At 58.2% G+C, this 12699-nt stretch carries 12 protein-coding genes and 1 riboswitch; of the genes, 9 read left to right on the top strand and 3 right to left on the bottom strand.

Annotated elements, in window-relative coordinates:
• Positions 1-82 precede the first annotated feature (82 nt).
• Both thiC and BIND_RS00310 read right to left on the bottom strand, forming a co-directional pair.
• Entirely contained in the window at positions 83-1927 is a 1845-nt protein-coding gene (gene thiC / locus BIND_RS00315; RefSeq protein WP_012383080.1) for a phosphomethylpyrimidine synthase ThiC, read from the bottom strand.
• A 104-nt stretch (positions 1928-2031) separates the two neighbouring features.
• Positions 2032-2136, bottom strand: a riboswitch (TPP riboswitch).
• A gap of 184 nt (positions 2137-2320) precedes the next feature.
• Positions 2321-2971, bottom strand: coding sequence for a glutathione S-transferase (locus tag BIND_RS00310; RefSeq protein WP_041777844.1), 651 nt, complete (start codon positions 2969-2971; stop codon positions 2321-2323).
• 158 nt (positions 2972-3129) lie between these two features.
• Here BIND_RS00310 and BIND_RS00305 point away from each other — a divergent pair, with 158 nt between their 5' ends.
• The 3 genes from BIND_RS00305 to BIND_RS00295 all read left to right on the top strand — a co-directional run bounded on the left by BIND_RS00305 (position 3130) and on the right by BIND_RS00295 (position 5600).
• Entirely contained in the window at positions 3130-3693 is a 564-nt protein-coding gene (locus BIND_RS00305; protein WP_012383078.1) for a TetR/AcrR family transcriptional regulator, read from the top strand.
• A 351-nt stretch (positions 3694-4044) separates the two neighbouring features.
• Positions 4045-4950 (top strand): oxygen-dependent coproporphyrinogen oxidase, encoded by a 906-nt coding sequence (gene hemF, locus BIND_RS00300; protein ID WP_012383077.1) that lies wholly within the window; start codon positions 4045-4047, stop codon positions 4948-4950.
• Positions 4951-5351: 401 nt separating this feature from the next.
• Positions 5352-5600, top strand: coding sequence for a YodC family protein (locus BIND_RS00295; RefSeq protein ID WP_012383076.1), 249 nt, complete (start codon positions 5352-5354; stop codon positions 5598-5600).
• Positions 5601-5611: 11 nt separating this feature from the next.
• Here the strand turns inward: BIND_RS00295 and BIND_RS00290 are convergent, their stop codons facing one another.
• On the bottom strand, positions 5612-6019 hold the full coding sequence (locus BIND_RS00290) for a GtrA family protein (protein ID WP_341872308.1): 408 nt from the start codon (positions 6017-6019) through the stop codon (positions 5612-5614).
• Between the two features lie 331 nt (positions 6020-6350).
• On the opposite strand from BIND_RS00290, the gene BIND_RS00285 reads away from it, so the two are divergent.
• From BIND_RS00285 to BIND_RS00260, 6 genes are all read left to right on the top strand, one after another.
• Positions 6351-6860 (top strand): DUF992 domain-containing protein, encoded by a 510-nt coding sequence (locus BIND_RS00285; RefSeq protein ID WP_012383074.1) that lies wholly within the window; start codon positions 6351-6353, stop codon positions 6858-6860.
• Between the two features lie 209 nt (positions 6861-7069).
• A complete protein-coding gene (trxB, locus tag BIND_RS00280) occupies positions 7070-8050 on the top strand; it encodes a thioredoxin-disulfide reductase (protein WP_012383073.1) in 981 nt (326 codons plus the stop codon).
• A 138-nt stretch (positions 8051-8188) separates the two neighbouring features.
• Positions 8189-9073 carry a LysR family transcriptional regulator gene (locus BIND_RS00275; protein WP_012383072.1) on the top strand — a complete coding sequence of 295 codons (885 nt, stop codon included), beginning with the start codon at positions 8189-8191 and terminating at the stop codon, positions 9071-9073.
• A 46-nt stretch (positions 9074-9119) separates the two neighbouring features.
• On the top strand, positions 9120-9245 hold the full coding sequence (locus BIND_RS22125; RefSeq protein ID WP_280109987.1) for a hypothetical protein: 126 nt from the start codon (positions 9120-9122) through the stop codon (positions 9243-9245).
• A gap of 732 nt (positions 9246-9977) precedes the next feature.
• A complete protein-coding gene (gene acs, locus BIND_RS00265; RefSeq protein ID WP_012383070.1) occupies positions 9978-11915 on the top strand; it encodes an acetate--CoA ligase in 1938 nt (645 codons plus the stop codon).
• A 249-nt stretch (positions 11916-12164) separates the two neighbouring features.
• On the top strand, positions 12165-12698 hold the full coding sequence (locus BIND_RS00260) for a L,D-transpeptidase (RefSeq protein WP_012383069.1): 534 nt from the start codon (positions 12165-12167) through the stop codon (positions 12696-12698).
• Position 12699 lies beyond the last annotated feature (1 nt).

Genomic DNA, 12699 nt, shown 5'->3' with positions numbered 1-12699 from the left:
TATTCAAAGCTTGATGATATCGCGGCCGCGACATCCGGGCGCTGAATATGCCCCGGACCATTCCACATTAAAGCGCGGATGGTTATACGTAAAGCTTGCCGCCCTTCTCCAAAAATTCGGCACTCTTTTCGGCCATGCCCTGTTCGCGCTTGGCTTCCTCTTCCGCCATGGCGGCGGCTTCCACACGCAGATCCTGGGTGATCTTCATCGAGCAGAATTGCGGTCCGCACATGGAGCAGAAATGGGCGACCTTATGGGCGTCCTTCGGCAGGGTCTCATCGTGGAAATGCGCCGCCGTTTCCGGATCGAGGCCGAGATTGAACTGATCCTGCCAGCGGAAATCGAACCGCGCCCGCGAGACGGCATCATCGCGGATCTGAGCCGCCGGATGGCCCTTGGCGAGATCGCCCGCATGGGCCGCGATGCGATAGGTGATCACGCCCACTTTCACATCGTCGCGGTCGGGCAGACCCAAATGCTCCTTCGGCGTCACATAGCAGAGCATGGCGCAGCCGAACCAGCCGATCATCGCCGCACCAATGCCGGAGGTGATGTGATCATAGCCAGGCGCAATATCGGTCGTTAGCGGCCCAAGCGTATAGAAGGGCGCCTCATCGCATTCCTTGAGCTGCTTTTCCATATTGATCTTGATCTTATGGATCGGCACATGGCCGGGGCCTTCGATCATGACCTGACAGCCTTTGGCCCAGGCGATCTTGGTCAATTCGCCCAGCGTTTCGAGTTCGGCGAATTGCGCCGCATCATTGGCATCGGCAATCGAGCCGGGCCGCAGGCCATCGCCCAGCGAGAACGAGACATCATAGGCGCGCATGATGTCGCAAATCTCGTCGAAATGCTCGTAGAGGAAGCTTTCCTTGTGATGCGCGAGGCACCAGCGCGCCATGATCGAGCCACCGCGCGAGACGATGCCCGTGGTGCGCTTGGCGGTCAGCGGCACATGGGCCAGCCGGACACCTGCATGGATCGTGAAATAATCGACGCCCTGCTCGGCTTGTTCGATCAAAGTGTCGCGGAAAATTTCCCAGGTCAGTTTGATCGGATCGCCGTCGACCTTTTCGAGCGCCTGATAGATCGGCACGGTGCCGATCGGCACCGGCGCATTGCGCATGATCCAGTCGCGGATATTGTGAATGTTGCGGCCGGTCGAAAGGTCCATGACCGTGTCGGCGCCCCAGCGGATCGCCCAGACGAGCTTTTCGACTTCTTCCGCAACGGAAGAGGTCACAGCCGAATTGCCGATATTGGCATTGACCTTCACGAGAAAATTGCGGCCGATGACCATCGGCTCGAGTTCGGGATGATTGATATTGGCGGGAATGATCGCACGGCCCCGCGCGATCTCGTCGCGCACGAATTCCGGTGTCACGAATTCGGGGATCGAGGCGCCAAAGCTTTCGCCATCCTTGAGCCGGGCGGCGGCTCCCTCCACGGCCTGTTCGCGGCCGAGATTTTCGCGCGCGGCGGCGTAGATCATTTCTTCCGTAATGATGCCAGCCTTGGCGAATTCATATTGCGTCACCAAGGCACCGGTGCGCCCGCGCAAGGGCGCGGCATTGGCCGGGCAGGGCGGCACCAAGCGGTCGGCCGAAACGGAGCCATTGTCTTCCGGCTTGACGGCACGTCCGGCATAGGACTCATGGCCCGCGCGTTTTTCGAGCCAGACGGCGCGGGTGCGCGGCAGGCCCTTGGCGAGATCGGGCTTGAAATTCTCTTCCGAATAGGGACCAGAGGCATCATAGACGCGCACCGGCGGCTCGCCAGACGCCGGATCGAGCGCGATCTCGCGGAACGGCACGCTGAGTTCGGGATGGCTCTGAGGATGGTGATAGACCTTGCGCGATCCCGGCAGAGGGCCGCAGGTCACAGTCTCGGGAACGAGACTTGAGCGTTTGTGCTGAATGTTCATGAGCCGGTTTCCTCCACTCACTCTTCGGCTCGCTCCGCGTTCGGCTCGAGAGCGAGGCTTATCGATGATGTCGGCAGAGGCGGGCGGGCGGATCGGAATGGCCGATGGAAGCCCAAAGCCTTTCCCTGCGCTGGCATTACCCAGATTCAGGTTCAACGGGTGTGATCTCAGCCGTCCCCTTCAAGAAGACAGCACCCCTTGGCAATGGGGTAAGGTAGACACATCACGGATAAAGAGCAAGCCGTACCGAAGGAGGGTAGCGTCTCAGTTTGAATTTCGCGTTTCGAGCCTGATCGGATGCTGGTGCCCGCATCGGATCATCCTGGAAGCGGATATTCAGCGCGGCGGCGGCCTGTCGCCGTCGCGCCCGATCAAGCCGATCGATTGTTCACGCTACGTGGCCGGTTCTGACATCGTCACCCGGTTCTTGACGCTGGGGCGCTCCTGCATCCTTGCGTACCAAGCTTGAAGCGCCTCGCACTCCGCAGGCACCGGCAGCTTCACAATCTCCGCAAAGATCAAACCGCCGATGACCGTGATGTCGGCCATCGAGAAGATCTCACCGGCCACGAATGGCTGTGTTCTCAGAACGCCATCGAAATAGTGCATCCCCCTCACGGCTTTGTCGCGCTGACGAAGCCCCCACTCGGCGTTCTGATAAATCTCGACGTCAGGTCCAAGCCCTGGTGTGGCGTGGTGGAAATAAACACTGATGGCGTCGAGCAACTCCAACTCGGCGCGCTTGCTCATCATATGGATCAGGCCTTTTTCGCGCGGTGTCCTGCCAGTGAGAGTCGGAGCGCCATCGAGGGCGTCGAGATATTCGGTAATGGCCGTGCACTCGGCAATCAGGGTCCCATCATCGAGTTCGAGCACCGGCAGCGTGCCGGAGTAATTCTTGGTGGCGATGAACGCGGGCTTCTTGTGCTCACCTTTGTAAAGATCGACCATCTCAAACCGGACGCGCGATTGCAGGTTTTTCTCGGCCAAAGCGATACGCACACGCGCCGGATAAGGGCCCGTGGGAAAATCGTAAATCTTCATCCTAGGCAGCTTGATTACATCGAATGGGGTGATGTCGGAACTCATAGCGCACCTCTACCTGCCAATTGGTAGATATCACACATAGGGCTTTAAATTGAGGCGGTCAACGTCTATCTGTCACTTGGTAGGCAATCGATGGCGAGGCAGTGAGGCGTGCAATGAGTTCAAGCTCTCGGGAAGCTATACTGGCGGCGGCCAAACGGACGGCACAGGCGCATGGCTACGCCGGCTTGAATTTCCGCGATCTCGCGGACGAGGTAGGCATCAAGGCTGCGAGCATCTACTACCACTTCCCAAGCAAGGCCGATCTCGGCGCAGCGGTGGCGAGGCGCTATTGGGAGGACACAGCGTCTGCTCTTGAGTCCATGTTAGCCGAAACCTCGGATCCGGTCCGCTGCCTGCGCCGATATCCAGAGGTGTTTCGCAAGGCACTCGCGACGGGGAATCGCATGTGCCTGTGCAGCTTCATGGCTGCCGAATATGATGACCTGCCCGAAGCGGTGAAGCAGGAGGTCCAGGCCTTTGCTGATGTCAACGTGGCGTGGCTGAGCAGGCTCCTATCCGCTGCGGCCCTAGTCAGTGACGGGGAAAGTGAACAGAGAGCACGCGCCATCTTCGCCGCCGTCGCTGGCGCGCAACTCATTGCGCGGAGCCGCTCGGATATCGCGCTCTACGACAGCTTGATCGACAGCTATCGTGCAGTCGCTCTCCTGCCCGCGTAAGCGGCGCAATCTTCCATGGCCCGCAATCTTCCATGGCCGATGTGCACCAGATGAGGCTCAGGTTTTCGAAACCCTACGAGACTCCGCTTTCTGATAATTCCGGCATAAAGGGGAAGTCATCTTTCCACCCCTAGCCAAAATTCAAACTGAGACACTCCCCGAAGGAGGGGTGCTTTATCCCACCCCCAATCCGTCCCGCCCACCGCGCCAATCGGTCCCGGTGAAAGCCCCCTTCCCCGGGTTTTCAGTCCGCAACCGACATGATAGTTCCGAAGGCGAAACGGTCGGCCTCGTCCCTTTTTGTTTGCCGGCCAGCGCCACCTCGCGCCCTTTCTGGAGAGAATTCGCAAGATGACGCCATCCATCCTTGAGGCCTGCAAGGCCAAGGCAAAGCCCTGGTTCGAATCCTTGCAGGATGCGATCATTGCCGCCTTCGAAAAAATCGAAGCGGAAGCCCCAGGCCCCTTCCTTGATGATCAGACGCCGGCCGCTGGGCGTTTCACCAAACAACCCTGGACGCGCAAAAATCCCGATGGCGAGGATGGCGGCGGCGGTTTCATGGGGTTGCTCAAGGGTCGCGTCTTTGAAAAGGCGGGCATCCACGCCTCGACCGTCTTCGGGCGTTTTGCGCCGGAATTCGCGAGCCAGATTCCGGGTGCGGAGGCCGATCCCCGGTTTTGGGCGTCAGGTCTTTCGCTCATCGCCCATCCGGTCAATCCCAATGTGCCGACCGTGCATATGAATACGCGCTTCGTCGTGACCAGCAAGGGTTGGTTCGGCGGCGGAGCCGATCTCACGCCCATGCTCGATCGCCGCCGCATGCAGAACGACAAGGATGCCATCGACTTCCACGCCGCCATGCGCGAAGCGTGCGACAAGCACAAGGATGTCGCCGATTATCCACGCCTCAAGGACTGGTGCGACGAATATTTCTATCTGAAACATCGCAATGAGCCGCGCGGGATCGGCGGTGTCTTCTTCGATTATTTCGACTGCCCGGACGAGACGATTTTCGACGCCAATTTCGCCTTCGCCCAGGAGATCGGTCGTGCCTTTCTCGCCATCTATCCTGAAATCGTGCGGCGCAATTGGGCACAGCCCTGGACCGAGGCCGATCGCGACGAACAATTGGTCCGGCGCGGCCGTTATGTCGAATTCAATCTGCTCTATGATCGCGGGACGATTTTCGGCCTGAAAACCGGTGGCAATGTCGAGGCGATTCTTTCTTCGCTACCCCCTGTCGTCAAATGGCGGTAAGGGCCGCGGACAGAGGATGATCCCCAAGAACACGAAGAATTTTTCACCTCCCATCCCCGAGGCGGGCATGGATCGCGGGACATATATAATCATTTCCAATGATTTAAGGCACCCGCCCCGATTCTGCTCACCGGTCCAATCCTAAGACTTGGGTCTGGACCCGCTGGCCGGACATGGACTAAGCAGAAAGCCGTGCCAGGAACGGGCTCTGGCCATGGGCATTCTATCAAGCAAAAGAATGCCCTTCGTGAAGGAAAGCGTCCTTGCAGTTCATCTCTTTCAATCCGAATTTGGAGAGATGCTTTACCTTTATGAAAACACCAGATTTTTTTCAAAAAGTGGCCGCACTTTTTGGTTTGATGCGGTAGATGCGGTAAAGGGCTAATCAGGGGATTAATGCCATGAGCTTCGAAGCTGGTGATATCGTGCAATTGAAATCGGGCGGCCCGGCCATGACGGTTTCCGGCAGTAGCGCAGAAGGCATTCATTGCCTCTGGTTCGCCGAAATCAGCGGCGAGGTGAAGTCCGCGGTGATTCCCCCGATCTGCCTGGAACTGATTGTCCTCGACGATGATGAAGATCTCGATGACGAAGAAATCGAGGATGACGAACCCTTGCCCATCAGTTCTGGCCGGCGCCGAAGGCAATAAAGCGAGGGGGCTCAAGCCCCCTCTTGCGGCTTCGGCAGGCCGAAGGTCCAAACCTTATGCGCCCCGTAACTCCAAACCATGACAATGCCGGTCGTTAGCGCCTGCGCCAGCAAATAGGGGATCTTCAGCCCCCTGACCAGACCGAGCATGCAGAGCCAGGTCAGACCAAATCCGACAGCGGCAACCAGGATGAAACGCCAGATGGCTTCCCTGTGACGACGCTCCGATTGGAACGTATGGCGCCGGTTTAGCCAATAGGAACAAATGCCGCCGCCACAATAGCCGACCAGCGTCGCGATGATGACGTCCACGCCCATGGCCTCGACCAGAACGATCAACAGGCCATAATGAACCACAGCCGCGCAAAGCCCCACGCCCGCGAACGTCGAGAACTGTCGCAACGAAATCACCATACCCATTCCTGATCCATGCAGTCCGGGCCCTTTTCGGCACGGCCGCGGGTCCCCGCTACGCCCTATCGCATTCAATCTGACGGTTCAAAAGCCATGATCGATTAAAAAATCGCTCATGGCGAAGGGCGGACCTTGTCATCGTTCTCGATTATGGCAAAACAAGCGTGGCCTTCGCCCGCCGTTAACACCAAGAATCAGCATTACGCGTCTTGGTCTCTCGAATGAAGTTTTTCCTGAAATGGCGAATATTCGAGGCAGGAAACAGGGGACGCCTAGGCGACCCTTGCTCACAAGGTCACGCTCGATCCCGGCAGTGGACGGCAAGGAGTGCAAAGCAGTGAATCGCAAAATCTTTTCGAAAGCATCTTTGATCATGGCCATGGGCCTTGGCACGATTGCCCCGGCGCTGGCGCAGCAGCCTCAGGCCGGCCTCCTCGAAGTCGGCGTCCTCGAGTGCAATATTTCACCCGGCGTCGGCTTCGTCATCACGTCCAACCGGGCCCTGTCCTGCTCCTTCCGGCCGCATCGCCGACACCTCCCCGTTGAAAATTATACCGGTACGATCCAGCATTTCGGCCTGGACATTGGCGCGACCGGCCCGGGCAAGCTCATCTGGACCGTCGTTTCCACCGGTGGTCCGATCAAGCAGCGTTACCCCTTGGCCGGCGTCTTCACCGGTGCTGTCAGCAGCTTCGCCATTGGTGGCGGCATCGGCGCCAATGCGTTGATCGGCGGCAATGCCCGTTCGTTCACTCTGCAGCCAGTTTCTCTGACCGCTCAGAGCGGTCTCAACCTCGCGGCGGGTGTTGGCACCTTGACGCTCGAACCCGTGCCGTCCGTCAAGTAAAGACCGGCACACGAAACGTTCAAAAGGGGCCGATGGTCATTCAGAATGATCATCGGCCTTTTTGCATGGACCGCCCGGCGACAGCCGGCACGAGAGTTGCGGGTTTACGCCCTGCTCCTTAAATAGGAGCGCTGCCGCAATCGGGCGCGACCGCCTTCGCGGGATGTGCCCAGATCGAAGTCAAGGCTCTGCCTAAGCCCGAGGTCCCCATGTCTGCCGCTTCCTTGAGCCCCCTCCATGCACGGCTGATCATCATCGGCTCGGGCCCAGCCGGTTATACGACGGCGATCTATGCGGCGCGCGCCATGCTGGAGCCGGTGCTGATTTCCGGGATTGAAACCGGCGGCCAATTGATGATCACGACTGATGTCGAGAATTATCCGGGTTTCGCCGAGCCGATCCAGGGTCCCTGGCTGATGGAACAGATGCGGACGCAGGCGGAACATGTCGGGACAAAGCTCATCGCCGATCATGTCATCAAGGTGGAACTCGGCCAACGTCCGTTCCGGCTCATCGGCGACAGCGGACAGATCTATACCGCCGACAGCCTCGTCATCGCCACCGGCGCCAAGGCGAAATGGCTAGGCCTGCCCTCAGAAAATACGTTCAAGGGTTATGGCGTTTCCGCCTGCGCGACCTGTGACGGGTTTTTCTATCGCGGCAAGGATGTCTTTGTCGTCGGCGGCGGCAATACCGCCGTGGAGGAAGCTCTCTATCTCAGCAATCTGGCGAGCAAGGTCACGATTATCCATCGCGGCGAGCGGTTCCGCGCCGAACGCATCCTGCAGGAACGCCTATTCAAACAGGACAATGTCGAGGTCCTGTTCAATCAGGCGATCGAGGAAATCTGCGGCACCGACCAGCCTTTGAACGTTACGCATGTCCGCCTCAAAAACACCAAGACTGGGGCGATCGAAACACGCGAGACGCACGGGGTTTTCGTCGCAATCGGGCATCAGCCGGCCTCGGAACTGTTTGCGGGCCAGCTCACCATGAAAGCCAATGGCTATCTCTGGACAGCGCCCGATTCGACCGCCACCAATATTCCCGGCGTTTTCGCAGCGGGCGATGTGACCGATGACATTTATCGGCAAGCGGTGACAGCCGCGGGCATGGGCTGCATGGCGGCGCTCGAAGCCGAGCGTTGGCTGCTCGCCGAAGGCGAATTGCGCCACGCAGCCGCAGAATAAATCAGGAAGAGCACTGGAAGAGTGACGTCCCTATTCCCTTCTCTACCGCATGCCTGCTATGTTACATCAGCATAGGTTAGGCTAAAAGCCGAACCCGGGCCAAACACGATCCCGGGCGGAGCGCGAGGGGGAGAGGCTGTGGATTGGGATAAGCTGCGCATTTTTCATGCGGCGGCCAAGGTCGGTTCCTTCACCCATGCGGGTTCCATGCTCGGACTCAGCCAGTCGGCGGTGAGCCGCCAAGTGGGCGCGCTTGAAGGGGACCTGCAAGTGCCGCTGTTTCATCGGCACGCCCGCGGCCTGATCCTGACGGAACAAGGCGAGGTCCTCTACAGGACCGTGCAGGATGTGATGGCCAAACTCGACCAGGCCCGCACCCGTCTCAACGAAAGCCGCGAGCGGCCGAATGGGGATTTACGCATCACCACCAATGTCGCCATCGGCACGGGCTGGCTGACGCCGCGCCTCGGCGAATTCCTCGATCTCTATCCCGATATCAGGCTGCATCTCATCCTGACCGATGAGGAACTCGATCTTGGCATGCGCGCCGCCGATGTCGCGCTGCGATTGCGCGAGCCGGTCCAGCCCGATCTCATTCGCCGCCGTCTCTTCACGGTGCATTATCATCTCTATGCATCGGTCGATTATGTGAAATATCATGGGCAGCCGCAAAGAATCGAGGATCTCGATGATCATCGGCTGATTTCCTATGACGCCGCGGCGGCCAGCTATCTCGATGATCTCAACGCGCCCTTGCACATCGGGCGCAACGCCAAACATCCCCGCCTGTCCGCTCTCTCCGTCACCAATATCATTGCCTTGCAGAAAGCCGTCGAGCAGGGGGTCGGCATCGGCGTCCTGCCGGATTATCTGAAAACCAGCCAGGTCGTGCAGATCATGACCGATGCCGTGACACCGGAACTCGAATGTTACCTCGTCTATCCCGAGGAACTGAAAAGCGTGGCCCGTATCCAGGTGTTCCGCGATTTTCTGGTCTCGAGCGCGCAACGCTGGAATTTCTGATACCGCTCGAAACCCCATCCTCTTTGCACTCACGGGCGCCGATCAGGTGAGGACGTCACGCGGCCTTTCGCCAGAGGGAACAGGCTTTTCCTCGGGCAAGACTCCAGCCTGTGTCGATTATGGCCTGTACGGCCTGTTCATGCGGATGCGCCGCGTCACTCCCCGCGAATGATTGACGAAAAAGATCCGCTGCATTCGATCTTTTTGGCGGACTGACACGCTGTGTCCGCACGATCGGTCACATCGGGCTTTTGGTCGCACCCCTGGACCGCCACCTGTGGCATAGTGAGGCATCCATCTCGGAGCCATCATCTCGCCGTTCCAATGATCATCGCCCATGCTTCTGGTCGGCTGAACGGGTTGTCTTCGTTGTTTTAAAATTGCATGCGATTGATCTTGAAAGTGATATCCGCATTCAGGTCTGATTCTTCTTAAATCTCCCGAATTGGGGCATCACCTTGGACGGAAGCCTGTATAGTTTAGTAAACGCTTGCCAGTTTTGTGTAGAAATACACAAGATTGCTCCGTTCTAGAGCATCAAGCTTGTTCTTAGGCTTCCCGGCCAAGCAATTATCCCGTAAGTCCTCTTGATAACCACATTTTTTTCTTGATAGGCTCACCTCAAAAATATTATGGCCTGATCTTCCCCATAGGGATATCGTCACGCATATTAAGGTCATCAGAGCGTTTCCATGGTGGCCAAGAAAGGGTTCCCAGGACTTGAAAAAACGCTTCGGCTCGATCTGCAGAGGGGCCTTGAGACGTATCGAGGAAATGACAACGATACGGTGAAAAGGCTTTACAATTCTACTCTTCACGCATTCCAATGCGTGCATTGGAAAAGATTTCCGCTGAAATTGTTAACAAGCGGTGAGGCTGACAACACATTGGGGGAGGACGCTTGATGTCCGATAAAACCTATCCCGTGAGTGCCTATTGGAACGAACGCGCCTACATCAATGCCGCTAAATACAAGGATATGTATAAACGCTCGATCGAGGAGCCTGATCTTTTCTGGGGAGAAGAAGGTAAGCGGATCGATTGGATCAAACCTTACACCAAGGTCAAGAATACTTCCTTCGACCCGGCCAATGTCGATATCCGCTGGTTCGAGGATGGTATCACCAATGTCGCATATAATTGCATCGACCGGCATCTAGCGACGCGCGGCGACCAGACGGCCATTCTGTTCGAGGGGGACGACCCGGCCGATTCCCGCGCCATCACCTATAAAGAATTGCACGATTCCGTTTGCCGCCTGGCCAATGTCCTCAAGGCCCATGGCGTCGGCAAGGGTGATACGGTCTCGCTCTATCTGCCCATGATTCCGGAAGCCGCTTTCGCCATGCTGGCCTGCGCCCGGATCGGTGCCATTCATTCGGTGATTTTTGGCGGTTTCTCACCCGATTCTCTCGCCGGCCGCATCGAGGGCTGCCGCTCCAAAGTGCTCATCACTGCCGATGAAGGCCTGCGCGGCGGCCGCAAGGTTCCACTGAAAGCCAATGCGGATCTGGCCATCGCAAAAACCGGCGATATCGTTCAGACCATGATCGTCGTCACACGGACCGGTGGTGCGGTGGATTGGGTCGAGGGTCGCGATGTCCGCTACGAGGAAGCCATTGCCGCCGCCTCGCCCGAATGCCCCCTCACCGAGGTCGAGGCCGAACATCCGTTGTTCATCCTCTATACGTCTGGATCAACCGGCGCGCCCAAGGGCGTCGTGCATTGCACCGGCGGTTATCTCGTCTATGCGTCGATGACGCATCAATATGTTTTCGACTATCACGATGGCGACGTCTATTGGTGCACCGCCGATGTCGGCTGGGTGACCGGGCACAGCTATATCGTCTATGGCCCGCTTGCCAATGGCGCGACAACCCTGATGTTCGAGGGTGTGCCGAATTATCCGAGCGTCTCGCGTTTCTGGGAAGTCATCGACAAACACAAGGTCACGATCTTCTATACCGCGCCAACGGCGATCCGCGCCCTGATGGGTTCGGGCGAGGCTCCGGTCAAGAAGACCAGCCGCGCCTCGCTCCGTCTGCTCGGCTCGGTCGGCGAACCGATCAATCCGGAAGCCTGGGAGTGGTACCATCGCGTCGTGGGTGAGGAGCGCTGCCCCATCGTCGATACCTGGTGGCAGACCGAGACCGGCGGTATTCTCATCACGCCCCTGCCGGGCGCGACGCCCGAAAAGCCGGGTTCGGCAACCCTACCCTTTTTCGGCGTCAAGCCACAGGTCGTCGATGCCACCGGCGCTGTCCTCGAAGGCGTCTGCGAGGGCAATCTGGTCATCGCCGATTCCTGGCCCGGCCAGATGCGCACCATTTTTGGCGATCATGATCGCTTCGTGCAGAGCTATTTCTCGACCTATCCGGGCAAGTATTTCACCGGTGACGGCTGTCGCCGCGATGCCGATGGTTATTATTGGATCACTGGCCGTGTCGATGATGTCATCAATGTTTCGGGCCATAGGCTCGGCACCGCCGAGGTCGAAAGCTCGCTCGTCGCGCATGAACTCGTCTCGGAAGCCGCGGTCGTCGGCTATCCGCATGATATCAAGGGCCAGGGCATTTATGCCTATGTCACCTTGATGAATGGCATCGAGCCCAGCGACAGGCTCCGCACCGAACTGGTGACCTGGGTCCGCAAGGATATCGGCCCGATCGCCACCCCCGATGTGGTGCATTTCGCGACCGGCCTGCCAAAAACACGTTCCGGCAAGATCATGCGCCGCATTCTGCGCAAAATTGCCGAAAAGGAGTTTTCGGCGCTGGGCGATGTTTCGACATTGGCCGACCCAACCATTGTCGACGATCTGATCCGTAACCGCCTGGGATAATCGGGCCCTACGAAGTCAAAACCCACGGCATCACACCTTGAAGGAAAGCCCCCTTTCGGGCTGATGCTGTGGACATCGCGAACCCATTAAGAAAAAATTTATTTCTGACGGAACTGAGGCATGCTTGCCACAGTTTAACAACAATTGCAGCAAGGCCGCAGCTTTCTATGCTTGCGGCCTGCGGCCCCTGTTAGTCTGGCGCAGCCGCGAATCGCGCAGTTGCACATTCGTCCAGGTTTCGAGGGCGTCATGAATCAAAAACAAAAACATTGTCTGCGACTATTTTCGATCGCTTTGTCACTGTGTGGTCTCGTCCCGACCGGGTCCGCATCTCCAAGCGCACGGGAAATCGTCAAATTTTCGCCTGATTATCCAGCAGGCATGATCGTCATCAAACAGAGTGAACGCAAACTCTATTTGATCACGGGAGACGGCACCGCAATCCGCTATCCAATCGCGATCGGCAAGACCGGCAAGGCTTGGAAGGGAGAGGCCTTCGTGGCGGGCAAATTCGTGCAGCCCGCATGGTCCCCGCCAGAAGTCGTGCGGCACGATCATCCGAATTTCCCGGATGTGATCCCCGGTGGCGCACCGAACAATCCGATGGGGGCGGCCGCCATTACGTTGAACCTGTCCGAGGTCGCCATTCACGGCACAACGGATACGATGCGCAAGTCGGTCGGCACCGCAGCCTCCTATGGCTGTATCCGCATGTATAATGAAGATGTGCTCGACCTGTTCGAACGCGTGGATGTCGGCACGCGGGTCGTCGCGGTTCCCTGAC

Source organism: Beijerinckia indica subsp. indica ATCC 9039 (assembly GCF_000019845.1).
Lineage (GTDB): Bacteria > Pseudomonadota > Alphaproteobacteria > Rhizobiales > Beijerinckiaceae > Beijerinckia > Beijerinckia indica.
This window is presented reverse-complemented; position numbering and strand designations above follow the sequence as displayed.